The organism is Lyngbya sp. CCAP 1446/10, from assembly GCF_026130175.1.
Taxonomy (GTDB): Bacteria; Cyanobacteriota; Cyanobacteriia; order Cyanobacteriales; family Microcoleaceae; genus Microcoleus.
In genome coordinates this window covers 43,945-67,584 of record NZ_JAIGNI010000016.1, presented here as the reverse complement: position 1 = coordinate 67,584, position 23,640 = coordinate 43,945, and the positions used below count along the sequence as shown (strand labels likewise).

21 protein-coding genes are annotated in these 23,640 nt (G+C 44.6%); 8 read left to right on the top strand and 13 right to left on the bottom strand.

The features are described from left to right. The first annotated feature begins 2 nt into the window (after nt 1-2). The gene (locus K4039_RS09765) at nt 3-1,757 is read left to right on the top strand and encodes an asparagine synthetase B (protein ID WP_265234975.1); all 1,755 of its coding nucleotides are present in this window, start codon (nt 3-5) and stop codon (nt 1,755-1,757) included. Nucleotides 1,758-1,980: 223 nt separating this feature from the next. Here K4039_RS09765 and K4039_RS09760 read toward each other — a convergent pair whose 3' ends face one another. From K4039_RS09760 to K4039_RS09720, 9 genes are all read right to left on the bottom strand, one after another. Further along, entirely contained in the window at nt 1,981-3,273 is a 1,293-nt protein-coding gene (locus K4039_RS09760) for a hypothetical protein (RefSeq protein ID WP_265234974.1), read from the bottom strand. A gap of 73 nt (nt 3,274-3,346) precedes the next feature. Further along, nucleotides 3,347-4,639, bottom strand: coding sequence for a hypothetical protein (locus K4039_RS09755; RefSeq protein WP_265234973.1), 1,293 nt, complete (start codon nt 4,637-4,639; stop codon nt 3,347-3,349). A 9-nt stretch (nt 4,640-4,648) separates the two neighbouring features. Further along, complete coding sequence (locus tag K4039_RS09750) at nt 4,649-5,887, bottom strand: decarboxylase (protein WP_265234972.1); 1,239 nt, start codon at nt 5,885-5,887, stop codon at nt 4,649-4,651. A 188-nt stretch (nt 5,888-6,075) separates the two neighbouring features. Beyond that, complete coding sequence (locus tag K4039_RS09745; protein ID WP_265234971.1) at nt 6,076-7,911, bottom strand: asparagine synthetase B; 1,836 nt, start codon at nt 7,909-7,911, stop codon at nt 6,076-6,078. A 33-nt stretch (nt 7,912-7,944) separates the two neighbouring features. Further along, nucleotides 7,945-8,568: a DUF3859 domain-containing protein gene (locus K4039_RS09740; RefSeq protein WP_265234970.1), complete on the bottom strand. Its 624-nt coding sequence runs from the start codon at nt 8,566-8,568 to the stop codon at nt 7,945-7,947. Nucleotides 8,569-8,851: 283 nt separating this feature from the next. Continuing rightward, a complete protein-coding gene (gene tsaB, locus K4039_RS09735; protein WP_265234969.1) occupies nt 8,852-9,523 on the bottom strand; it encodes a tRNA (adenosine(37)-N6)-threonylcarbamoyltransferase complex dimerization subunit type 1 TsaB in 672 nt (223 codons plus the stop codon). 2 nt (nt 9,524-9,525) lie between these two features. Then, nucleotides 9,526-11,235: a serine/threonine-protein kinase gene (locus K4039_RS09730; RefSeq protein WP_265234968.1), complete on the bottom strand. Its 1,710-nt coding sequence runs from the start codon at nt 11,233-11,235 to the stop codon at nt 9,526-9,528. 14 nt (nt 11,236-11,249) lie between these two features. Beyond that, nucleotides 11,250-11,477 carry a hypothetical protein gene (locus K4039_RS09725; protein WP_265234967.1) on the bottom strand — a complete coding sequence of 76 codons (228 nt, stop codon included), beginning with the start codon at nt 11,475-11,477 and terminating at the stop codon, nt 11,250-11,252. Beyond that, nucleotides 11,438-11,686 (bottom strand): Ycf34 family protein, encoded by a 249-nt coding sequence (locus tag K4039_RS09720; protein WP_106148769.1) that lies wholly within the window; start codon nt 11,684-11,686, stop codon nt 11,438-11,440. Before K4039_RS09720 ends, K4039_RS09725 begins: the two co-directional genes overlap by 40 nt. A 108-nt stretch (nt 11,687-11,794) precedes the next feature. Here K4039_RS09720 and K4039_RS09715 point away from each other — a divergent pair, with 108 nt between their 5' ends. Continuing rightward, on the top strand, nt 11,795-13,048 hold the full coding sequence (locus tag K4039_RS09715; protein WP_265234966.1) for a CCA tRNA nucleotidyltransferase: 1,254 nt from the start codon (nt 11,795-11,797) through the stop codon (nt 13,046-13,048). A 191-nt stretch (nt 13,049-13,239) separates the two neighbouring features. On the opposite strand, the gene K4039_RS09710 is transcribed toward K4039_RS09715, so the two are convergent. The 3 genes from K4039_RS09710 to K4039_RS09700 form a co-directional block, all read right to left on the bottom strand. After that, entirely contained in the window at nt 13,240-13,590 is a 351-nt protein-coding gene (locus tag K4039_RS09710) for a DUF952 domain-containing protein (protein WP_265234965.1), read from the bottom strand. A gap of 159 nt (nt 13,591-13,749) precedes the next feature. Then, the gene (locus K4039_RS09705; protein ID WP_265234964.1) at nt 13,750-14,202 is read right to left on the bottom strand and encodes a cupin domain-containing protein; all 453 of its coding nucleotides are present in this window, start codon (nt 14,200-14,202) and stop codon (nt 13,750-13,752) included. Between the two features lie 113 nt (nt 14,203-14,315). After that, a complete protein-coding gene (locus tag K4039_RS09700) occupies nt 14,316-15,086 on the bottom strand; it encodes a cysteine hydrolase family protein (RefSeq protein WP_265234963.1) in 771 nt (256 codons plus the stop codon). Between the two features lie 245 nt (nt 15,087-15,331). Here K4039_RS09700 and K4039_RS09695 point away from each other — a divergent pair, with 245 nt between their 5' ends. The 6 genes from K4039_RS09695 (at nt 15,332) to K4039_RS09670 (ending at nt 20,494) form a co-directional block, all read left to right on the top strand. After that, nucleotides 15,332-16,522, top strand: coding sequence for a glycoside hydrolase family 10 protein (locus K4039_RS09695; protein WP_265234962.1), 1,191 nt, complete (start codon nt 15,332-15,334; stop codon nt 16,520-16,522). A gap of 101 nt (nt 16,523-16,623) precedes the next feature. Next, nucleotides 16,624-17,304, top strand: coding sequence for a TIGR02117 family protein (locus K4039_RS09690; protein ID WP_265234960.1), 681 nt, complete (start codon nt 16,624-16,626; stop codon nt 17,302-17,304). Between the two features lie 75 nt (nt 17,305-17,379). After that, complete coding sequence (hisA, locus tag K4039_RS09685; RefSeq protein WP_265234959.1) at nt 17,380-18,153, top strand: 1-(5-phosphoribosyl)-5-[(5-phosphoribosylamino)methylideneamino]imidazole-4-carboxamide isomerase; 774 nt, start codon at nt 17,380-17,382, stop codon at nt 18,151-18,153. 102 nt (nt 18,154-18,255) lie between these two features. Then, nucleotides 18,256-19,653: a cation:proton antiporter gene (locus K4039_RS09680; protein WP_265234958.1), complete on the top strand. Its 1,398-nt coding sequence runs from the start codon at nt 18,256-18,258 to the stop codon at nt 19,651-19,653. A 215-nt stretch (nt 19,654-19,868) separates the two neighbouring features. Next, a complete protein-coding gene (locus K4039_RS09675) occupies nt 19,869-20,150 on the top strand; it encodes a DUF433 domain-containing protein (RefSeq protein ID WP_265234957.1) in 282 nt (93 codons plus the stop codon). After that, nucleotides 20,147-20,494, top strand: coding sequence for a DUF5615 family PIN-like protein (locus K4039_RS09670; protein WP_265234954.1), 348 nt, complete (start codon nt 20,147-20,149; stop codon nt 20,492-20,494). Before K4039_RS09675 ends, K4039_RS09670 begins: the two co-directional genes overlap by 4 nt. A 208-nt stretch (nt 20,495-20,702) precedes the next feature. On the opposite strand, the gene K4039_RS09665 is transcribed toward K4039_RS09670, so the two are convergent. Continuing rightward, the gene (locus K4039_RS09665; protein WP_265234953.1) at nt 20,703-22,874 is read right to left on the bottom strand and encodes a glutamine synthetase III; all 2,172 of its coding nucleotides are present in this window, start codon (nt 22,872-22,874) and stop codon (nt 20,703-20,705) included. Between the last annotated feature and the right edge of the window lie 766 nt (nt 22,875-23,640).

Below are 23,640 nucleotides of genomic sequence, written 5' to 3'. Positions count from 1 at the left end.
AAATGAACCATATAAAATCATTCCTGAATTACAAGGGTAGCCAAAAACCAAAAATCTCAGTTCCTCCAAATCCTCTAGTTGAATTTGCCTCAAGTTGGCGGATAGCTTGGGGAAAAACAGACGGAATCGCAGATGATACAGCGTGGCGAGAAGGTCAAATTGCGATTATTTGCTCTAACCCAAGCGTTCAGCTTATTCTCAGTCCCTCTGAAAAATTTGTTATTGTAGGCGATATTTGGCTAAGCAATCGATCGCAATTGCTGGAAAAATTGGGGATTTCTGCTAGTAGTTGGCAGGGGTGCGATCGCCAATTAGTAGCTCAACTGTGGGAACGTTGGGGCGTTGAATGCGCCGCGCTGCTGGCGGGTATGTTTGCGTTTGCGGTTTGGGATAGGGAATCGCAGGTTTTGCGGCTGGCGCGCGATCGCACGGGCGCACGAACTCTCTACTATACTAATGTTGGCGCGACTCGCTGGATTGCGCCTCAACTGCGGGCGATCGCCAAATACCACTCAAGAGCGATCGACCTCACAGCCCTGCGAGATTACCTGTGTTGTTCGTTCGTTCCGGGCGATCGTACCCTCTGGGAAAAAGTCCGAGAACTGCGCCCAGGATGCGTTTTAAGCTTCCCTGATGAGACAATTTCGGCTTACTGGGAACTGCGAGAACAAGTTGTCGAGGCCGCACAATCTTTAGAATGGCACGGCGCTAGATTGCGCTCTCTTTTAGATGAAATTGTCCAAGAATATTTGCCAGCAAATCAACCTGTAGGCGTGTTTCTTTCCGGCGGGTTAGATTCTAGCTGTATCGCGGCCTTAGCTGCTCAATTTTGCGATCGGCCAATTCACACTTACTCAATTCATTTTGGAGAAGAATGCGCCAACGAATTAGAATTTTCCAGTTTAGTCGCCGAACATTGCCAAACTGAACACCACATTTTAGAAATTAGCTTTCGGGATATGTGGGAAAAGTTACCAGAGACGATCGCATATTTAGACGATCCGATCGGCGATCCGCTGACAGTGCCAAACTTGCTATTAGGAAGAATGGCGCGGGAATCTGTCGAAGTTATTCTGAACGGCGAAGGTGGCGATCCCTGTTTTGGCGGCCCCAAAAATCAACCGATGCTAATGAATAGCTTGTACAATTCTGTCAGTAATCTGGATGCGCTACCAGCATATTTGCTGTCATTTCAAAAGTGCGCGGCGGATTTACCTCAATTGTTAAAACCGGAAATTTGGGCAGCGATGCAAACAGAACCTTCGGTATTTAGTGCGGATTTGAATGCTAGCGGCAATTATCTAAATCGATTAATGGCGTTAAATATCAAGTTTAAGGGGGCAGACCAGATTTTGACCAAAGTGAACAATTTGACTCAAGCTGCGGGCTTGCACGGGCGATCGCCTTTGTTTGACCAGCGAATCGTGGATTTGAGTATGACAATTCCGCCTGAGTACAAATTGTCCGGGGTTGTGGAGAAAGCTGTGCTCAAACAAGCGGTGGCAAATCTGCTGCCGGCTCAAATTTTGGACAGGCCCAAAAGCGGGATGCTGGTTCCCGTACAGTTGGGATTTAAGAAGTTTTGGCAGCGGGAGGCTAGGGGTTTGCTGCTGTCAAAAAGGGCTGCTATTGCTCCTTATTTTAATCAATCTTTAATTGCTCAATGGTTAGATTATGAGGGAGATACTTGGGGGCGTTATGGTGTTAAGTTGTGGCTGTTGACGAGTTTAGAACTTTGGCTGCAAGGTAATAAGTAATATCTTTCCGGTAGGGAAACGGTAGAAAACCGGGCGGTTGAAACCGCGTCTATACAAACGAAACCCGCCTCCGCGGGTTGAAGAATGCGCGGTGAAAATTATATTATGCTCTTGAGTCCGCGGAGGCGGACATTGTTTGTGTAGACGCGGTTTCAACCGCCGTCTTGTCTGCCGTCTTGTCTTCTTCGTTTTTGTAGACGCGGTTTCAACCGCCGTCTCATCTTCAACCAAAACTATCAACAACATAGATAGAACTATCCGTACCACCTAGCAGAATTAAACTACTATCATCGCTGCCTAAATCTCGACTGCCGGCAATTCCTCGATTCAGAATTTGAATCAATCTTTGAGGAGTAAACGATTCCAATTCCACATAATTCCCTAATTCCAACCACTGCAATTCCTCAGCGGATAAATCTTGGCGAATCTCTGCTGATAATTGTGCAGCATTTTGTGCATTTTCCTGAGAACTCAAAACAAACATACTGCCGCCACCAGCGAGAATTTGCTTCGGTAACAATCCGATATCAATAATTATCGCCCTGTTATTTGGGAACCAATTAGAACTCGTGCGTAGGTGATTAACTAAACCAATTCCTTTGGGACTGCAATCGTGCAAAGCGTACACTTTTAAGTCGGGATTGCGGCGCAGCATTTCCATCGTTGTATCAAAGATACTTTGAGGATATCCGGTAATGCTGAGGACTGCACAGTTGTTTTCAAAGTGAAAATTGTTGGCGATTAAGAATTGGGCAATTTCCGGGCGATCGCACACAACTAATCTGTCAAAACTGTAAGCGCTGACATCGGAACTGACGGCGGCATTTTCATTTGTATCGCGGGGAGGTGGTAGCAATTTAGTCAGAGAGTTAATTTCTGTCCAAGTATTAAGCCAGCCTTGAAACTGGTTGGAGTCAATAGTAAATTTTTGACTATTTGCAGGTTTATTTTCGATTTCTCTGGTTCCCAAGTAGATAGCTGATATTCCGAGACCACAACTCACTAAAAATAGCAGATAGGAACTTGATAACAAACTAATACCGATTCCGCAAACCAAAACTATTTTTCCCCAATTTTGCAAAGTCTCGGCAAAAATCTGGCGGTGTTTATACAGATGTTTTGCAGAACGGCTCGCAACAAAAGTTTTCCATACCAAGAAACTGTTTATTGCCAACATTCCGAAAATAAATATATCTAGCGATACCAATGCCCAGAGAGCAGCCAAGAAACCAAATGGTATATTAATCATTGTGTATCCTTCAACTGTGTGTAAAAAATCAACATTTTTTAACTTCCATCGCTGGTCTAAAAAGTAAAATAACTGCTGAGGGGTAAAAAACAGCGTATCATTAACCGAAATATCCGCGATCGCCTTGGCAAACATGGGGTCAGTTATTTTGACACCAGTCATTGTAGTCGGTTCAAAAGCAAACGGATGGCGGCACTTGAAACAGCGACGACCCCAAGCTGTGCGATCTTTTAACTTATTATCAGTTCCACATTTAATGCACTTCATAAAATCTCCTATTGAGGGTTTTCAAATCTAATTGTATTCGCGAAAAGTCTTCAATTGATTCTAGTAAAAAAACTCAACCAAAACTATCAACAACATAGATAGAACTATCCGTACCACCTAGCAGAATTAAACTACTATCATCGCTGCCTAAATCTCGACTGCCGGCAATTCCTCGATTCAGAATTTGAATCAATCTTTGAGGAGTAAACGATTCCAATTCCACATAATTCCCTAATTCCAACCACTGCAATTCCTCAGCGGATAAATCTTGGCGAATCTCTGCTGATAATTGTGCAGCATTTTGTGCATTTTCCTGAGAACTCATAACCAACATACTGCCGCCACCCGCCAGAATTTGCTTCGGTAACAATCCGATATCAATAATTATCGCCCTGTTATTTGGGAACCAATTAGAACTCGTGCGTAGGTGATTAACTAAACCAATTCCTTTGGGACTGCAATCGTGCAAAGCGTACACTTTTAAGTCGGGATTGCGGCGCAGCATTTCCATCGTTGTATCAAAGATACTTTGAGGATATCCGGTAATGCTGAGGACTGCACAGTTGTTTTCAAAGTGAAAATTGTTGGCGATTAAAAATTGGGCAATTTCCGGGCGATCGCACACAACTAATCTGTCAAAACTGTAAGCGCTGACATCGGGACTGACGGCAGCGTTTTTATTTGTATCGCGGGGAGAAGGCAGCATTTTTGCGATCGAGGAGTTGATTTCTGTCCACTTATTAATCCAGTATTGAAACAGCCTGTCTGTAATAATAACTTCTTGAGTTACTTTAGGAATTTTTAGGCTTCCGAAATAGATAGATAGGATTCCGATCGCAGAACTAGCGACAAGCACTACAGAGGAATATAGCAACTGACTAAAGCCAATTCCGCACACCAGAACTATTCCTCCCCAAACTTGCAAAACTCTTGCAAAAGTCTGGCGTTGTTTATATGAATATTTGCTAGAACGACTTTTAACAAAAAATACCGCTAACAATAAACTATTTAATGCGAACATGGCGCAAATAAATTCATTTGTCATTCCAGAAGATAATAAAAACATACCACCAAAAAAAAAGCTCCAAAAATTATAAAACATACACTGATAAACCAAGCCAAACAAATTCTCATTTTGTACTCTAGATCGCTGATCTAGAAAGTAAAATAACTGTCGGGGAGTAAAAAACAGCGTATCGTTCACAGAAACATCGGTAATCGCCTTGGCAAACATGGAGTCAGTTATTTTGAGATCAGTCATAGCAGTCGGTTCAAAAGCAAACTTATGATTGCATTGTTTACAGCGACCACCATTGGCTGTGCGCTCTTTTAACTTATTGTCAGTTTGGCATTTAATGCACTTCATAAAAATCTCCTAGTGATTGTTCAAAAAAACTTGATTTGCTAACAAAACGCTGTAATCTTCTCTGTGGCGAATTAGCCGATGACCGCCATTTTCTAACAGCACTTCCGCAGGTTTGGGGCGGTGTAAAAAGTGCGACGACATGGCATATCCGTAAGCTCCCACATCCAAAATACCAAGAATTTCCCCAATTGCCAAAGCCGGAAGTTGACAGTTTTTCCCCAGATAATCCCGCGAATAAGTCGTATTGCCACAAATATCAGTAAAATGTAGAGCATCCCGACAATTCCAGGTACAAATCTCTCGATAACCGCCATGAACTGACGGCACTGAAAGATTGGCAACAGTCGTATCTACACCGACAATTTGTTTAGCTGACTGCCATTTTGTGGAAACAACTTGAGCGAGCAAAGTAGCACATCCTGCTATGGCGGCTCTTCCTGGTTCAATTATTAACTCAATTTCGCGGTCTAGTTGACTAATTCTGCTGGTTAATTCTGCCCCAAACAGTTCCCAATCAAACGCTATACCGCCTTGGTAAGGATAGCCAAAGCCGCCGCCAAAATCGAGATATTCCCAATCTGGCAATTGCTGCGCGGTGGCAATTATCGTATCAATTACTTGAGTAAACGCTGCGGTGGAATTAGTGCCGGTTCCGCGATAAAAATGCAAGCCAGTGAGCTTTAATCCGGCTGTTTTGGCGATCGCAATTGCTGCGGGAAATTCGGACGATCGCACTCCAATGCGACTATCCCCCGTTAATTCGGGCAAATTCAGCCTCAAACCCAGACTGGGCGGTTCTAAAGCCTGCTGGTTTTCCCTGAGAGATTGGTACACTTCGCAGCATAACTGCAATTGAGCGAGACTGTCGAAATTCAGAGTTTTGACACCCCATTTTAGAACTTGTTCCATCTCACCTCGGTGCAGATTGCTGCCGCTGTAAACGATATTTTTGGGCAAAAAACCTGCTTGAATTCCTAAATAAATATCTCCTGGTGTATTGGCGTGTAATCCCCATCCGCAATCCTGAAAAATTTGCAGCAGGGCGATGCTACCGTTGGTGACGCTGGCAAAACAAAATTGAGTTTTGGGATAGTCAATTGCCTTGGTAATGCGGGCAATAGTTCGGCGCAAAATATCGCTTTGATAAACGTACAGCGGCGAACCGTAGGTGGCTAATAACTCTTGGGCTAGCGAAAGAGTGAAAGGCGGTTGTTTGATGATTGATTTGCGATCGGTAATTGTTTGCATTATGGTAAATCAGGTGTTTGTTTAATCGAAAATGTTTATTTTATTTCAATACGGTTTAGTTAATGATCTTTATTCCCCGGAGATCCCCCTAAATCCCCCTTAAGAAGGGGGACTTTGAGTAATTTCTTGTTCCCCCCTTTTTCAAGGGGGGCTAGGGGGGATCAGGCTTAATTAAACTGTATTGAATTTTATTCTCCCCACCGTTGGCGGTAATTCCAAACCTGGCGAGGCAACCAAAATGGATGATTCCAAGATTTGTGTTTCACCTTTTCACCTAGAATTTGCGATCGCCAATTTTGCCACATCACCAACAGCCAAATCATCTCGCCAATGCGCCGGCCTTGAATTCCGGCTGCGAATTTGCCGGAGATAAGTTGAGCGGCTAAATCGGGTTGCCAGTGTTTCTCTGATTGCAACACGGCAGGATTCAACCAATCGCCGATGTCATGCCAAAATTCATTAAAACACCAGGAAGTTAACGGCACGCCCATACCGCGCTTTTCCCGCCAAACTATGTCCGCAGGTAGCCAATTTTCTACCGCCCGTTTGAGGATGTATTTCTCACAAGCACCTCGCAAACACAGTTCTCCCGACAGTTTAAACGTCCAATCTGTGAGGGCAAAATCGCAAAAGGGCGATCGCACTTTCAGACCAAAAGCCAAAGCCAAATTAGCAGCGCGCGGATGGATGTTCTGCGCCCCTTTCAGCATCAAACTCGCGCGGCGGAGGCGATGCAGCAAAGACCCGCCCACCGCAGGATTAAGAGCCTCTAGCAGCCAATCTTGAGGTTGCACATTCTGAATTTCAGTGTAAATTTCCGGCTGATAAACTTTAGATTCGTATCCCCAAAGTCGGTGAAAAGTTCGCAGATATTGCAGGGCAAAAGTTTGGTCTCCGGCGGGATTTGCGGCTTGATAAACAGCCGCTGCAATCAGGGGTTTATTCGTCCATCCTGCAAATAACTGATCGCCGCCTTCACCGTTAAAAACGATCGCACATTCTTGACTCGCAGCTTCATTTAACAGGTAAAGTGGGACTGTAACTCCGTCGCCAAAGGGCAAATCTAAAGCTTTCACAGCAGAATGCAAAACTTGTTTAATCCGGCGTGGCGTAGCATCTACTTTTACTAAGGGAATTTTCAGCGAATCGGCCACTTGTTGAGCCCAAGGATATTCGGGAATTCCGGCTTCGCCGAAGTCGAGAGTATAAGCGCGGACTTTGACTCCGGCTTTGACTAATAAAGCTGCGACTATTGAGGAATCTAAACCGCCTGAGAGAAATACTCCGACAGTTTCATGGCTATTTATATCGGAAATTTGACGTTCAACAGCATTTTTAAGTAAGTCTTGTAATTCTGTTATGGCTGCTGCTTCGTCTTGTATTTCTTCTGAAATTTCTCGCCATTCTAACAAGGGTTTTGATGGGGGTTTAAAAATAACACCGCTATCTCGATCGCACTCCCAAGTTAATTCGGTTCCGGCGGGAACGGCGAACACCTTTTCTACGGGAGTTAAGGGAGTTGGGACATAGGAAAAACAGCTATAACTGTACAAACCTGGAATGCTGATATCTGGTTTTTCGCAAATATTTAACAGCAGTTGTAAACTCGATGCAAACCAAATACTCTGCTCGATTTGCGTCCAGTAAAGTGTTACTCGCCCAAAGGGTTCTCGTCCTAAAATTAGGAAATTTTTGCGGACATTTACCCAGGTATCAGGTAACAGCAAACCGTTGGTTGATGGATACGTTGATAGTCCAGAGGCTGAGAGGGCAGCGATTTGCCAAGTTTTATCACTTTTTTGGGTTGGCAAGTGCTGCGGGCGATCGCACTCGGTGCTCGCTACATTCCAAATTGGGTGATTTTCGTTTCCTGCGGCGGACAAATTAGACGAATTCTCGATTTTTTGCACTGGGATTTCTCCGCCAGATTTGCTGATAATTTTCGCCAGCCGCGCTTCCAATTTATCGCGAGAATCGCAGCCCCAGTATCCTACAAATTGACGCGGTTTGTTAGTAATTTTCATGTTAAAATTTATCCATAGGCGAGTTTTTAAGGATTATTTAAGTTGAAAGGATGTACTACCGATCGCCCGATTTTCAACCAACATTTTAACTTGCCACTTTCCGGGAGTAGCCGCAGTACCAATTTTGTAACGGCATTGAGTATTCCAGATAGATTTGTCGATTTCGCGAGTTTGATAGCTGTTTTGTTTGACAACTTGACCGCTGGGATCGATCCAATCGCAGGATAGCGAGAGTTTTTTTCCTAAAGGTGCATCCTTTAAGGTGACGCGGTAAAAGATTTCGGGATTGTTTTGGCGGGAAACAACTGTCAAGTTGCCGCCATCATCTTGTACGGAAGTTATGCGGTTTTGTTGCACTGAAATGCGATCCAGGGCCTGTCGGCTTTGTTGAATGAAAAATCCGGTAATGGCGATCGCCCCCACAGCCACCGCAGCCAATCCTCCAGCAATCCACCGATTCCTGCGTTGCTGCTGTGCCAGTGCTTCCCGACGCTGCAACTGGATTAAAGCCTCATCTAGCAACTCGGTCGGCAAGCCCAATTCCTGCAAAATTTGTGTGACTTCTGCGGAATTAAGTTCAGCTTCCCGAACGTTAGAAAGGCGTTGTACTTCAGCTACTATTTGCGTTAGTTGAGTTTGAGTCAGTCGATTTTCCATATATTAAGACGCGGTAGTTTTTATGCGACTTACTAACAGCAATTAATTAAAATCCTAAAACAGACTGAGCTTAAAGTCAATTCATAAATGTCATAAGTTTGAGTTCATAAAAGTCATAATTGATTTTTCACCATCCTAAATGTATGTTGAGTTGCAATATATAGCCTTTCTCAGAAAGATGAGGTACGCGAACGGCATAGCGCATAGGGCATAGGGCATGAGGCTCTCCTCACTTTTTTGAGAACCGCTATAGACTAATTGCGAAATTCCCAATTCCCAATATTCATTTTCCCTGCACAGGATGTTGCCCGTAATAAGGCAAAGCATCCGACCAATTAGGGCGACTTCCTTGTTTCCACTCCAAATAAGCCAAATCCAACACACCAGAAACCGACGTACCCAACTCGCTGCCAACTTCAATCAACTGATAGGAATTTTCCCAACTTGCCAACTTTTCCTGCCAAGATTCCGCCGTCATTACCGTATCTGGAAACAACTCAGTTAAACCAGAATTACTGTTAACTGAATAAACCGCCCCAAATAATTGCCCCCGCTGTGCAGGCATTTGCAGCGCGATATCCAAAAGCCCCCCCTTATCAAGGGGGGGTTGGGGGGGTTCCAACCAAGCAACAGCCGCCAAAGTTGAAACCGCAAAAACCGGAATATTCAATTGTTGAGCCAAAGTCCGCGCTGTCACCATACCCATGCGAGTGCCCGTGAAACCTCCGGGCCCCTTCGCCACTGCAATAAAAGCCAAATTTGCCCAAGTTTGCGGCGCGATAAACTCTACTAAATGCTGATGCAAATCTGTGGCTAAACTGCGGCCCAAATTCCAAGTTTGGTAGCGAGAATCGCCGTCAAAATTGCTGATTGCTAAACCTAATTCGGGAGTTGCCGTGTGCAGGGCTAAACCGTATTTTTTAACTGATGTTCCGTCTGGGGGATTGCTATTCACGATTACTGATAATTTTCCTTAACAAAAAACAGCGGCAGAACTACAACTAAGCAACCTAAAAGAATACCAAATATTCCAGTGTTTAAAATCCTTGAGTTCCCCATCCCACCTGTTATCAAAAATAAGACTACTAAACTGGCAAATAAATTTTTATTCGCAAATTCTTTATTTTGGGAAACTTGATGTTTGACCACCATAAAACCTGAAGCAACTATCAGCGCGAACCAAGAATTAAAAATGACTATCTGAGAGCCAAAGATAAACCAAACCAAAGCAAACATTAGCGAATCGATCCAGAAATCCGTATTTTTTAACTTCGGTAGCCAAAATTCTTGGGTGGCAACTGGGGCGATTTTCTTGGCTAATTGATTGTGTTGCAGCCGCAGGAGTTTGTTTCTCAATTGAATCTTGGGATCGATTTGCAATACTTCCTTCCACTCGGGGACGCGAGAATTGTTGACTCTACCCAAAAGCTTAATGGTTGCGACTTTTTTTAACTGCAAATCGGTGAGTCTGGTGGCAATTATTTGCGACAAGTGCGGATAGTGAACGGGATTGTCTTCGGTTCTGTTGATGACTATATTGAGCTTTTGCTTGGCTTGACTGACTTGGATTTTAACATTGTACGGGGCGATCGCATCTTGTAAAGCTTGCTGAATTTCGGCTTGCTGTTGGCGAGTGAAAAGCGACACACCGGGCGCAGGTGTAACTATCCGTTCTGCGGGCGTTTCCGGTGCATTCAGCACAGGCTGCCCCTCTAAATACACCGGCTTGGGGTTCAACTGCCGGATGACTGCGGATGCTGAATTGTAGCGTCGATTGGTGCCACTTTGGAGCATCGTATCGAGAATGCGGCCGAAATCGTCGCTAACAGCACTCTTCAAATAATTGCGCCAAGCCCAAGAATCCTCGGCGCTGTCGAATAAGTCGAAGGGAGGAATGTGAGTCAGCAAGTGAATGCAAGTAACACCCAAACTGTAGATATCGCTGGCAAAAACTGCTTTTCCCATCAATTGTTCTGGGGCTGTATAAGCAGCACTGCCGATAATTGTACCAGTTTGTGGCAATCCGGTTGCTGTTACTTTTTTGGCTGCACCAAAGTCTACTAAAACGATATCTTTCTGGAAAGGAGAGCGTTGATAGGAATTTTCTAAGGCGGGTAAAGGGGCTGGAGATAGTCGGCGGCGAATGATATTGTCGGGTTTGATATCGCGGTGAATAACTTTGGATTTGTGGACGAAGTGGAGCACTGGTAATAAATCGTTGAGGATTTGCCGAATTTGAGTTTCGGTGAATGCTCCTTTTTGTTCTAATTCTTGGGCTAGGTTTTTGCCGTCTATAAATTCTTGTACTAAGTATTGTCTCCCGTCTTGTTCAAAATGCGCGATTAATTCTGGAATCTGGGGATGTTTCCCCAAGGTTTCTAGCTGGGCGGCTTCTTGGTGAAATAGTTGGGCGGCTTTTTCGGCTGCGGTGTTTTGTGGTAAAAATTGCTTGATTACGCACTGGGAAAAAATCAGGGTTTTGGTTTCATCAACTGCTAGGAAAGTTCTGCCAAAACCTCCTTGTCCGATCGCCTTTATGGTACGGTAGCGAGATGCTGATGGCGATTGTTCGTTAGTTAGCAACAATTTCGATCCGCAATTTTTGCACAATTCTGCATCCCCTGAATTTTGCGGATTCTGACAAGTTGGGTTTAAGCAATAGGACATTTTGATTTTAGATTTTAGATTTTAGATTTTAGATTGGGGGAATTGAGGATTTTAGAATTTGTAATTTGTAATTGGTAATTTGTAAGTGAGGAAAAAGAAGAAACAAGAAAGCAGCAGGTTTTATTTTCTTCCTTCTTCCTTCTTCCCTCTTCCTTCTTCCCTCTTCCTTCTTCCTTCTTCCTTCTTCCTTCTTCCTTCTTCGTTAAGTCGGTACGAGTTCGCCGGGCCGCATTTTTGCCCATTTACCGGTCTCTTGCTTGAAACTTTCACAGCCAACTACATCCCATTCCATTTCAATTTCGTCTTGACGGGGGCGGATGTTGACGTTGATAGTGGGTTCTACGGGGTCGAAATCGGGTGTTTCGGTGAGGTGGATTTGTTCGTGCTGTCCTTCTACGGCGTGGTAGGTGAAGCAGCGGTCTACATAGTGGCAGTTAATACAAATACACATTCTTGATATCCTCTGTGCATTTCAAAAAGATTGGTTAATTCTGAGCTTTCTGTTAATCTAGCTTAGCAAGAGTTTAATGGTTTGTAAGGAAAGTAGATTTTTGTTGCGATGCCGATTAATTTGCCAACTGCGTTATCTCCTGAGACTTGGCCGTTCGATTTGGAACTGTTGACACCGCCTGCTTATTTGGTGGGCGGCGCGGTGCGGGATGCGCTGCTGGGGCGCCGATCGCACTATTTTGATTTGGATTTCGTTATGCTAACACGGGCGGTGAAGACTGCTCGAAAAATTGCCGATCGCACAAAAGCCGGATTTGTGTTGTTGGATGCGGAACGACAGATTGCGCGGGTGGTGTTTGCGGGCGGTACGGCGGATTTTGCGGAGGCTTTCGGGGGGAGTCTGGAGGGGGATTTGTGGCGCCGGGATTTTCGGATAAATGCGATCGCCTGCAATCCTTTTACTGGAGAAATCATCGATCCTGTGGACGGTCAAACTGATTTGCGGTTGGGTTTGCTGCGGATGATTTCGCGATCGAATTTGGAAGATGATCCGCTGAGGCTATTAAGAGCTTACCGTCAAGCGGCGCAGTTGGGTTTTGCGATCGAGCCGGAAACACAATCGGCGATTCGAGAATTAGCGCCGTTGTTGAGTCGGGTGGCGGTGGAACGGGTGCGGACGGAATTGGGTTATTTGTTGAGCAATAATCACGGTGTTCCTTGGATTTGTAAGGGTTGCGAAGATGGTTTGTTTTCGATTTGGTTTGAAAGTGCGATCGACCGTTTTGATATCTTGACAAAAATTGACTCCTGTGCTGCTGATTTGGCGGCAATTTATCCAGAGTTGGGTAGAGAATTTGGGCGATCGATTCGAGATACAATTAAAACGCCGTTATTGGCGGTTGGGAAGTTGGCTATTTTGGCAAATTCTGACCCGACAATCGCTGAAACTGAGTTGCTGCGGTTGAAGTACAGCAATGCAGAGATCAAAAGTGCGATCGGGCTTTTGAAATATTTACCCAAATTGCAAGCAGAACCAATTGCGGAAATGTCTTTACGAGAACAGTATTTTTTGTTTCGCGATGTAGGAATAGTATTTCCAGTTTTAGCAGTTTTAGCCCTAGCGGCGGGAGTTGCGGTTGATGAAATTTCACCCTTAATTAATCGCTACCTCGATGCTGATGACATTATCGCTCATCCCACCCAATTAGTTAGCGGCAATGAGTTAATGGAATCGTTGAATATTCCCAGAAGTCCGCGCATCGGTCAATTATTAATGGAGATTCAATTAGCGCGGGTAGAAGGGAGAATTGCCACTCGCGAAGATGCGCTGAAATTCGCGGCAGAGTTGATTGAAATTGATTGATATTTGGGAAATATCGCAACAACAATATTGCTAGGGGCAGGTTCACAAACCATCTGTAATTCACATCCCAAATATCTAGAAACCAGCCCCGGCGACCACCTGTAAATGCGCCTACATTTATCCGCGTTTATCTGTGCTTATCTGCTTGACATCTGCGGTTGAATTATCAATCCCAAAATAATGCAATAAGTTTATTTAGGACTGACTGTTAATTCTGCAGGCAATTGAAACTTACCATCTGCACCCGCTTCAAACTCAAAAACTTGCAACACAGCATCAATATTCAGCGGCCCGTAAATGTGCGGGTAATCTTCACCTGCTGCAAATTCATACTTAAGTTCAGATTCTACTTTTGCTGAGTCAATCCACAGCAGCAGCAATCCTGTTTGTCCCAAAAAGAATTTATTGGCAGATTTCAGAACTTGCGGCAAAGTTGAACAGTGGATAAATCCTTCAGTATCTAGCGTATCTCCGCGATAGGATTGCACTTGTTTTGCTTCTTCCCACTGTTGGCTGCGGGTAATGTGAAAAATAACGCTCATAGTTTAGATGGGTTTTAGATTTAATCGAAAATGGGTAATAAAATTGAGAGGGATAATTTCCGCCACAACTTAACTGTAAATATCATAATTGTATCATCGATTGGTTCGCCATCAAGACTTTAATCATTCTAAAAAAAGACTAAAGTCTTGACTACCAACTTAGCAGGATACAAGTACATCCGATCGCCCTAAAACTCTCAAATCTTCCTCATCAAGTTCGACTGGTGTACCGCTGCGAATTAGTTCCACAAAATCCTCATTCGGCACCATAATGCACAAAGTGTACAAACGTTCGCTGCCCGTATTTTCAATTAGATGAGTGCCGGTTGGAGGCACTAACAAACTATCACCCGGTTGAATACTAACTGTTTTGCCGTCACAGGTTGCTTGACCTCTGCCTTTGAGTACAAAAAACATTTCTACTGCCAATTGATGGCGGTTGGGAGGAGTTTTACCGCCCGCATCGAAAATTTCGACGCAAACAGTTAATGAAACATTCGCGGTTGCCGGATCGAAGACAATCGCCAATCTATTAGTATCGCCAGGACTGATGCGAAATGCTTGGTAGTCTTTCGGAGACTTCATAACAGGAATCATGCACTGATTTGTCATTGTTTTTTGTTTTTAATTGTTAATTATCGTAGGTGCCCCCTGTGCCCGCCCACTCAGTGTCTTAATCGAGAGGGCGAACCGCAGGGGATTGCCCCTATGCTAATTCGTGATTGCTATTTAATCGCTTCTAACATAGCCTGAGAATCCGATAAAAAACCAAAACATTGTTTAACGTTATAAAGAGTAGCCTGCCAGCAATACTCTGGAGATGTTGTAGCTGTACAATCTTTGACTAAAATACAGTCGTAACCGAGGAAATTAGCATCTTGTAGTGTAGCCATGACGCACTGATCGGCGTTTACTCCTCCGAAGAAAAGTGTAGTTTTGCCGAGGTTCCGCAATATACTATCTAAAGGAGTATCCCAAAAGCCGCTCATCCGATATTTATCAACACAAATATCCTCTGGTTTCTGTTCCAATTCATCGACAACCCGCGCCGCCCAACTCCCCGCCATCAATACAGATGCGCCGTTTTTGGGTAGCGGATCTCCTAAACCTACGCCCTCGCCCGTGGGATTGTAAACGTGGCGGGAAGCTGCACTAATATTCAGCAAATCGGGGCGGTTTCCCCAGTTGATCCAAATAATTGGTATGGCGTGCGATCGCAATTTTGGCAGCAAATTCTTTAAAGGATTGATTGGAGTTCTTGCGGGCGTTACATCTACACCAATATGTGCTAGCCAACCGTCGGGGTGACAAAAATCATTTTGCATATCTATCACCAACATGGCTGCTTTTGCTAAATCCAAACGCAGGGTTTTAGTTTCTGTTTCTAGGGTAACAGGTTGAGGCGCGATCGGCGATCGGGTAATGTCGGCAATTTTGGCATCAACTTTCCAAGCATTCGGCGGTACGCCCAAGGTACGGAGAGAATCAGGATTCATATGGATGGTGACTCAAAAACAATTTTAATGTTATAACTATTTGATTTATCCTAACTTGTCATGTAGCGTTTCTCACACAAATGAGGTATACCAAAACCTGTATTGCTAAGGTTTTTAAGCCCCTCGGCGGTTGAAAGCGCGACTAGACAAACTTTCGTCCGCCGACGCGGACTGAAGAATAATCGTAAGGTTTGCAATGTGCACGCTACAGTATGATGTTAAACTGTGGTGTTTGCGGAAAATTGATGATTAAACTGCACAAATGGCAGCGGATACTGGCTTTAATAGTTGTTTTTGCGATCGCCCTTACCTCCTCCGCGATTTTCTCTCCCAGCCTCTCGGCTCAAACTCCGCCCAAAACCCCAAAAACCGAATTGCGCGGCATTTGGCTGACTAATATTGATAGCGATGTGATCTTTTCGCCCAAAAACATCACAGACGCTGTAAATAGGCTAGACAAACTGAACTTTAATACCATTTATCCTACGGTTTGGCAAGGGGGTTATACCATTCATCCGAGTGCTGTAGCAAAACGAGTATTCGGATATTTAAACGACCCCACACCCACATTAAAAGGGCGAGATGTCCTCAAAGAAATCATTACAGCAGCACATAAAAAAGGTATAGCAGTAATCCCTTGGTTTGAGTTTGGTTTCATGGCCCCCGCCGACTCAGAATTAGCCAGACTGCACCCTGATTGGTTGGCGAAACGGCGTGACGGTTCAACGATTTGGAAAGAAGGCACAAACGATCGCGTTTGGCTGAGTCCTTTTCATCCTGAAGTACAGAAATTTATCCAAGAGTTAGTTGTCGAACTTGTGGCTAATTACGATCTAGATGGCATTCAATTTGACGACCATTTCGGCTTACCATCAGAATTTGGATACGAACCGTTGACAGTATTAATGTATCAGAAAGATATCAAAGCCCGTCCCTCCAACGACTTCCGCGAAACCTTCTGGGTACGCTGGCGCGCCGATAGAATCAACGACTTTATGGCGCGACTTTTTAGAGCCATCAAAGCCCGCAAACAAAAATGTATTGTCGCCTTGTCTCCCAATCCCCTACATTTTGCTTTACCAGCCCACTTGCAGGACTGGTTTAGCTGGGAAAGACGCGGTTACATCGAAGAAGTTATAGTCCAGGTTTATCGCAGCGATATCAAGCGTTTTAATGCCGAATTGGATCGCGAAGAAGTTAAATTAGCTAAAGGGCACATTCCAACTGCGATCGGCATTTTAACAGGCTTAAAAAATAGTCCAGTTCCCCTTAAACAAATTCAAGATCAAGTGCAAGAAGTCCGAAAAAGAAACTTTGGAGGTGTTTCATTCTTTTTCTACGAAAGCTTGTCGAGTTGGGCGAATGAAACCCCCGAAGAACGAAATTCAGCATTTCGAGCATTCTTTCCCACGAAAATGAAGCGACCTTCTGTTTAAAATTTGGTACGATATTTGTAGTAAGGACTAAAGTCCTTATCTTGGGAATTATTAAGGATTAAAGTCTTTATAAAAAGCCGAATTCCACACCCACCGTTAAAATGAAAAAAAACATACAGTGCTTAGGAATTTTCATCTTATCTTTTACCGCTTTCCTAATTATTGGCTTTCTCACTCCCACAAAATGGGGATATTACTCACAAGCAGATTGCACGGTTTCCATACAAATTTATAACGGAGGCATCCACACCGAAATCATTGTTCCAGTTAAGAATAAATATTTTGACTGGAATCAATATTTACCGCTAACAAAAATAGGGCGCGAGGCCGCTTCCGATTATAAATATTTATCTTTTGGCTGGGGAGATCGAGCTTTTATGCTGGAAACTCCCACATCAGGAAGTATCAACCCAATTACTGGTTTAAAGGCGCTTATTTTCCCTAATCCATCTACCCTACAAGTCGAAGGTTATCAGATTTTTTTCCCAAATCCAGAAACCAAATGTGTTAAAATTAGTGGAGAAAATTATCTGAGGATGGTAAATTTTATTAAAAATACATTCCAATTAGACGCCGGAGGTAATAAAATAAAAATTAGCTACGGCTACGACAAAAACGACAGTTTTTATGAAGCAAAAGACAGTTACTGGATTTTTAGAACTTGCAACGACTGGACGGCAGAAGCTTTGCGAAAAGCTGAGGTTAATACTCCTTTGTGGTCAACTCTATCATCATCGATTATGTTTCATTTAAATAGCCGTTGCACAGGTAAGGAAAAATGAGAAGGGGGAACGGGAACAGCCAAAATTTGTAGATAAAAAGTTCGTTATTAAGTGCAAATTACCAATTACAAAATCATGAATGTAATTCCAGCGATCGACCTATTGGACGGAAAATGCGTCAGACTGTATCAAGGAGACTACGCCAAGTCTCAAACTTTTAACGACAATCCCGTCGAAGTCGCCAGACAGTGGGTAAATCAAGGCGCGACAATGCTGCATTTGGTAGACCTCGATGGGGCAAAAGCCGGTCATCCTGTAAACTTAGCAGCCATTGAGGCGATCGTCCGCGCAGTGGACATTCCTTGTCAACTAGGCGGTGGAATGCGCGATCGCCCTTCTGTCGCAGCAATTCTCAAATTAGGCGTTCAGCGCGCCATTCTCGGCACTGTCGCCGTCGAACAACCGCAATTAGTCGGCGAATTGTGCGCCGAATTTCCCGATCGCATTCTCGTCGGAATCGACGCCAGAAATGGTAAAGTTGCTACCAGAGGCTGGTTAGAAACTTCAGAAGTTTTAGCAACAGAATTGGCGCAGAAAATGGCAGAATTAGGTGCTGCTGAAATTATTTACACCGACATTCACCGTGATGGTACTATGGAAGGGCCGAACTTGGAATCTTTGCGCGAAATTGCTAACGCTATTTCGATTCCGGTGATTGCTTCCGGCGGCGTTAGTTCGATCGCAGATTTGTTGACTTTGTTGGCTTTAGAACCAATTGGTGTCAAAAGTGCGATCGTCGGTAGAGCAATTTATACCGGTGATATCTTGCTAAAAGAAGCAATTCAAGCCGTCGGACAAGGGCGGTGGCAAGATGTACCCCCCGATTTGGGTTCTTCTAGTTTTGCTTGACCATCTAAATCCGCACAACCAGCCTTTAAAAAACCGGAGTCCTTTAGTTTGTCTGCATCCAGAATTATCTGATTAGAATGTCTTTCTTATCATCATTGTACCATGTTTTTTAACCCAACAATTACAGCTTTAAGTTCTGGGATGGCATCCTTAATTGCTCCCATACCTTTGCTAGCAACACTCGATCCCGAAAATTCGCCGATCATTCTGAGCGGAGTTCTGCTCAGTTTGGTAGTGATTTATCTTGCCAGCAAATTAGGCGCGGAAGCGGCTCTGAAGTTTAATCTTCCACCAGTTTTGGGTGAACTTGTAGCAGGGGTGATTGTTGGCGTATCCGCTTTACACCTGATCGTTTTTCCCGAAGGCGGACTGTCAGCTTCCAACTCAGGAATTATGACTGTTTTGCAGTCAATAAATCCTATGTCCCCGGCCGCCGTCAGCAGCGTGTTTGAATCGCAGAGCGAAATCATTTCTGTGCTGGCTGAATTGGGGGTGATTATTCTATTGTTTGAAATTGGTTTGGAGTCGGATCTCAGACAACTCAAAGAAGTGGGAATTCAAGCTACCTTTGTCGCTGTTGTCGGCGTAGCAGTTCCCTTTGCTGCGGGTACTGCGGGCTTGATGATAATTTTTCATACGGCGGCGATTCCGGCAATTTTTGCAGGGGCTGCTTTGACGGCAACCAGCATCGGAATTACCTCGAAAGTTTTGTCTGAATTAGGACGGCTGAAATCTAAAGAAGGTCAAATCATTGTCGGGGCGGCAGTAATTGACGACGTGCTGGGAATTATTGTCTTGGCGGTAGTTGCTAGTTTAGCGAAAACAGGTGAAATAGATGTTCTTAATGTCATCTATTTAATCATTGGTGCAACTGCATTTCTGCTAGGTTCAATTCTGTTGGGCGGCATCTTTAATAAAACCTTTGCCGCTGTAGTTGACAAACTAAAAACTCGCGGTAATATTGTCATGCCGGCATTTATATTTGCTTTTTTCATGGCTTTTATCGGCAACGCAATTCATCTCGAAGCGATTTTGGGTGCCTTTGCGGCTGGTTTAGTGTTAGATGAAAGCGATGCCCGCAACGAGTTGGATGAGTTGATTAAACCCGTCGCTGATTTGTTTGTACCCATCTTTTTTGTGACGGTGGGAGCGCGCGCCGATTTGGGGGTTTTGAACCCAACAGTGCCGGATAATCGGGCGGGACTTTTGATTGCCGTGTTTTTGATTGTAGTGGCGATTTTGGGCAAGTTGATTACTGGTTGGGCGGTGTTTGGTCAGCCTGGAATCAATCGATTGGCGATCGGAGTTGGGATGATTCCTCGGGGCGAAGTCGGGTTAGTTTTTGCCGGTATCGGTTCGGCTAGCGGGGCTTTGGATAAGCCGCTGGAGGTTTCGATTATTATCATGGTAATTCTGACGACTTTTTTGGCTCCGCCTTTTCTACGGATTGCCTTTGGCGATACGGTAGAGCCTCCAGCTATCGAGAAAGCATCCAGTTAGAAATTAGGTTTGTAGTGAGGACTTTAGTCCTCTGGTTCCCAGGCGACGGCCTGGGAACCGATATCTAGAGGCTCTGCCTCGCTTAGTGAGGACTTTAGTCCTCTGGTTCCCAGGCTCTCCCTGGGAACCGATATCTAGAGGCTCTGCCTCGCTTTAACTGGTAACAAGTAAAAGCACTATAATTATGGGAAATACTCGATCTGGTATTTGCAGCTATGGTTCAAACAACGGAACATCTTTACATTGTCAGAGATGAGCAAATTCTCAGCGGTGAGCCGATTGTCAAGGGCACGCGGACATCTGTTAGGGCGATCGTTGAAACTTGGCGTATGGGTATTTCACCAGAAGAAATTCCTAACGGTCTTCCTCACCTAACGCTGGCACAGGTCTTCGATGCGTTGAGCTATTACAGTGACCATCAAGATGAGATTAATACTTATATTGAACGCAACCGAATTCCTGATGATTTAATTGACCCGTTGGTGCGAGATTTATGAGTAATTTATTCATTTGTTTGTACCTGGATGAGGATGTCAATGTATTAGTCGCAGATTTGTTGAAAGCGAGAGGATTTGATGCTCTAACCGTAAGAGACGCAGGACAGCTTCAGGCAAGTGATGAAGAACAACTCGCTTACGCTGTTAACCAAAGAAGGACGCTGGTTACGCACAACCGAAGCGACTTTGAAAAACTTATACAAGCTTATTTTGATACCTCACGAACGCACTACGGCGTAATTTTGGCTTTTCGTCGTCCACCCCAAGAAATAGCGCAACGATTATTAGTAATTTTGAATCAAGTAACGGCGGATGAGATGGAAAATCAGGTTCGGTATATCTGATTGGCGAAATATTTAGGAAGAAACCGGATTTCTGGCAATTATGCAAAGTCTCAGAAACCCGGTTTCTGGAAAAATCTCGGTTGGGTGGCGAAATATTTAGGAAGAAACCGGGTTTCTGGAAATTATGCAACAAATCTAACCTGCAATTAACCCAAAAAATAAGGACACAGCACTGCCATGTCCCTACCGAAACTAACCAGGTTTGCTATTACTTAACAAACAGCATTTCTTGATAAGTAGGCAGCGGCCACAAATCATCAGCAACTTCACCTTCCAAAGCATCCGCATACTGGCGAACCTCATCCATCAAAGGACGAATTGTTTGCGAAGCATACTGCATATGATCTTCTGTCGTAGCAAAATCATGCTTGCTCAAAGCATCACTCAACTTGCTCGCAGTATTCATCATCGACTTAACCAGCACCGCGACTTTTTCCGCAGTTTCCTTTTCCAGTTCAATCCCAATCTCTTTCAAGCCAGCAATCGTGCTGGAAAGATCAGACAAATATCTCACCGCAGTCGGATAAATGATGGTTTTGGCAATGCTTCCGACCAGTTTTGCTTCGACTTCAATTGCCAGCAAATACTGCTCTGCATAGACATCATAACGGCTTTCCAATTCAACGGGAGTCAGAACACCTGTCTTTTCAAACAAGTCTTCAATGTATCCTTCCTTCAAGACGGGCAAAGCATCGGCGGTAGTCCGCAAGTTGGCTAAACCCCGTTCCTCGGCCATTTTGTGCCATTCTTCAGAATAGCCGTTGCCGCCAAATACCACAGCGCCGTGGTCGTCCATCACTTCTTTCAGAACTGTTTGGATGGCAGCATTCAGGTCAGTTCCTTTAGCCAAATCGCTTTCTAATTTGTTAGCAACCCAGTCCAAAGAATCTGCAAGAATTGTATTCATCGCCACCAACGGGCCGGAAACAGACTGACCTGAACCTACTGCACGGAATTCAAAGCGGTTTCCAGTAAACGCAAAGGGCGAAGTCCGGTTTCTGTCGCCGGCATCTTTGATGAAAGTAGGCAGTGTTTCTACGCCTAGATTCATGATGCCCCGACCTTGAGAACCCTTAGCTCCTCCCTTGCTAATTTGCTCGAAGATATCTTCTAATTGCGAGCCCAAATAGACGGAGATAATCGCTGGTGGAGCTTCATTGGCACCTAATCGGTGGTCGTTGCTGGCAGTTGCAACTACCGCACGCAACAATGACCCGTATTTGTGAACGCCGCGAATCACAGCGCCGCAGAAAACTAGGAACTGTATGTTGGAGTGCGGTGTATCGCCGGGGTCTAATAAGTTGCCTTGGGTGGCGTTACCGACTGACCAGTTAACGTGTTTGCCGGAACCGTTGATTCCCGCGAAGGGCTTCTCGTGCAGCAAGCACATAAAACCATGTTTCTTCGCTGTGTTGCGGAGAATTGTCATGGTTAATTGTTGGTGGTCACTGGCGACGTTTGCTGCTTCAAAAAATGGTGCAATTTCAAATTGACCGGGTGCTACTTCGTTGTGGCGGGTTTTGGCAGGAATTCCCAGGCGGTACATTCTTTCTTCTACTTCCTGCATGAAGACTTGAACGCGCTCTGGAATTGCTCCAAAATAGTGGTCGTCAAATTGCTGACCTTTGGCGGGAGGTTTGCCAAAGAGGGTGCGACCTGCTAGCAGTAAGTCGGGGCGGCTGTGGGCGAAATTAGAATCTACCAGGAAGTATTCTTGTTCGCAACCGCAACTGGAATTTACGGGAGCAATTTCGGTATTTCCTAACAGTTTTAATACTCTGGTTGCTGCTTTGTTCATGGCGCCAATGGAGCGCAAAAGCGGGGTTTTCTTGTCTAGGGCTTCACCTGTCCAGGAGATGAAAACAGTGGGAATGCACAATGTCATGCCGTTGTCTGTTTCCATGACATAGGCGGGGCTGGTGACATCCCAGGCTGTGTATCCGCGAGCGGCGGCGGTGGAGCGAATGCCACCGTTGGGGAAGGAGGAACCGTCGGGTTCGCCTTGTACTAGAAGTTTACCTGCAAATTCTGAGATGACGGAGCCGTCGCTTTGGACTGAGATGAAACCGTCGTGTTTTTCGGCGGTGCTGTTGGTTAGCGGGTAGAATACGTGGGCGTAGTACAGGGCTCCTTTGGAAATGGCCCAATCTTTCATTGCTACTGCAATTACATCAGCTACGGAAGGATCGAGTGTTTGCCCGGTTTGAATGGTGTTTTTTACTGATTTGAAAATGCTCTTGGGCAGGCTTTCTTGCATCTTGCTCAGACTAAAAACGTCTGTTGCCCAAATTTCTTCTAACCGCTTGGGAGGCTTGGCAGGAGTCAGTTGGCGGTTGACGATTTGAGAAATTGCTTGTACGCGCGATTCGTTTCCACTCATGGTTGTTTTTATGGGGATTATGGGACGAGTAATTGTGAAAAAATATAGGTTAGCAGAAGTCTAACCATTGATGAATATGTTGGGTTTACCTTACATCTTGCACCATTACAAATAAGCCTTTTAAGGGCGGGATGCCCACCCCATAAGAAATTTGATATCTTGTGTAACAGGCATCTTGCCTGTTCTTGAGAATGGTGCAACATCTGAGATTTACCCAACATTTTTAGTCTGAACTCACTTTTTGGAGAATGCCTTTTTTGGCAGGCTCTCAAAGATTGGAGGAGCGAGGCGGAATTTCTTGGCCGTCCGTGTTGATGAGAATCCAGTGTTAGATAGATGCGGTTGAATTTCAGTTATTAGCAATAAAATAGATGACAGGAGCCTGTACTAACTTGAGTCAACATGATAGATGTCGGCGCTGCACAGATTTAGTAGCTAATCTTCGCCCTGGTAAGCTCAAAAATTTTGTGCGAGTCAATTCCGATGAATTCTGGTCAAAACTACTTATGGTTTTTCACTGTTGGGCGATCGATAAATCGCAGTCCAGCAAACAACGCACTTGTTTAGATTTTGGAGAATTATGGAGAGTACACTCTCTACACTTGGAAAGTGTAAACAATGATTAAGAAAATAAATGTATCGTAGGCTACGGAATTTGAGTTTTTTGGTCGGAGGGTCGATCGCCCGGAGCGCACGTAACCGCAGGATTTGAGTTGTAAGGTTTGTCAGCAGGGCGTTATTTGATAATTGAGAGTTGAAAGCTGAC

Excerpts from the sequence above, each read along its gene's own strand:
- K4039_RS09670 (WP_265234954.1), top strand. The coding sequence starts at position 20,147 with ATGAGTAATTTATTCATTTGTTTGTACCTGGATGAGGATGTCAATGTA.
- K4039_RS09665 (WP_265234953.1), bottom strand. The coding sequence starts at position 22,874 with ATGAGTGGAAACGAATCGCGCGTACAAGCAATTTCTCAAATCGTCAAC.
- K4039_RS09725 (WP_265234967.1), bottom strand. The coding sequence starts at position 11,477 with ATGGGCAAAAATGCGGCCCGGCGAACTCGTACCGACTTAACGAAGAAG.
- K4039_RS09720 (WP_106148769.1), bottom strand. The coding sequence starts at position 11,686 with ATGTGTATTTGTATTAACTGCCACTATGTAGACCGCTGCTTCACCTAC.
- hisA (WP_265234959.1), top strand. The coding sequence starts at position 17,380 with ATGAATGTAATTCCAGCGATCGACCTATTGGACGGAAAATGCGTCAGA.
- K4039_RS09695 (WP_265234962.1), top strand. The coding sequence starts at position 15,332 with ATGATTAAACTGCACAAATGGCAGCGGATACTGGCTTTAATAGTTGTT.
- K4039_RS09765 (WP_265234975.1), top strand. The coding sequence starts at position 3 with ATGAACCATATAAAATCATTCCTGAATTACAAGGGTAGCCAAAAACCA.
- K4039_RS09760 (WP_265234974.1), bottom strand. The coding sequence starts at position 3,273 with ATGAAGTGCATTAAATGTGGAACTGATAATAAGTTAAAAGATCGCACA.
- K4039_RS09675 (WP_265234957.1), top strand. The coding sequence starts at position 19,869 with ATGGTTCAAACAACGGAACATCTTTACATTGTCAGAGATGAGCAAATT.
- K4039_RS09740 (WP_265234970.1), bottom strand. The coding sequence starts at position 8,568 with ATGGAAAATCGACTGACTCAAACTCAACTAACGCAAATAGTAGCTGAA.
- K4039_RS09700 (WP_265234963.1), bottom strand. The coding sequence starts at position 15,086 with ATGAATCCTGATTCTCTCCGTACCTTGGGCGTACCGCCGAATGCTTGG.
- K4039_RS09755 (WP_265234973.1), bottom strand. The coding sequence starts at position 4,639 with ATGAAGTGCATTAAATGCCAAACTGACAATAAGTTAAAAGAGCGCACA.
- K4039_RS09705 (WP_265234964.1), bottom strand. The coding sequence starts at position 14,202 with ATGACAAATCAGTGCATGATTCCTGTTATGAAGTCTCCGAAAGACTAC.
- K4039_RS09690 (WP_265234960.1), top strand. The coding sequence starts at position 16,624 with ATGAAAAAAAACATACAGTGCTTAGGAATTTTCATCTTATCTTTTACC.
- K4039_RS09730 (WP_265234968.1), bottom strand. The coding sequence starts at position 11,235 with ATGTCCTATTGCTTAAACCCAACTTGTCAGAATCCGCAAAATTCAGGG.
- K4039_RS09710 (WP_265234965.1), bottom strand. The coding sequence starts at position 13,590 with ATGAGCGTTATTTTTCACATTACCCGCAGCCAACAGTGGGAAGAAGCA.
- K4039_RS09750 (WP_265234972.1), bottom strand. The coding sequence starts at position 5,887 with ATGCAAACAATTACCGATCGCAAATCAATCATCAAACAACCGCCTTTC.
- K4039_RS09680 (WP_265234958.1), top strand. The coding sequence starts at position 18,256 with ATGTTTTTTAACCCAACAATTACAGCTTTAAGTTCTGGGATGGCATCC.
- K4039_RS09715 (WP_265234966.1), top strand. The coding sequence starts at position 11,795 with ATGCCGATTAATTTGCCAACTGCGTTATCTCCTGAGACTTGGCCGTTC.
- K4039_RS09745 (WP_265234971.1), bottom strand. The coding sequence starts at position 7,911 with ATGAAAATTACTAACAAACCGCGTCAATTTGTAGGATACTGGGGCTGC.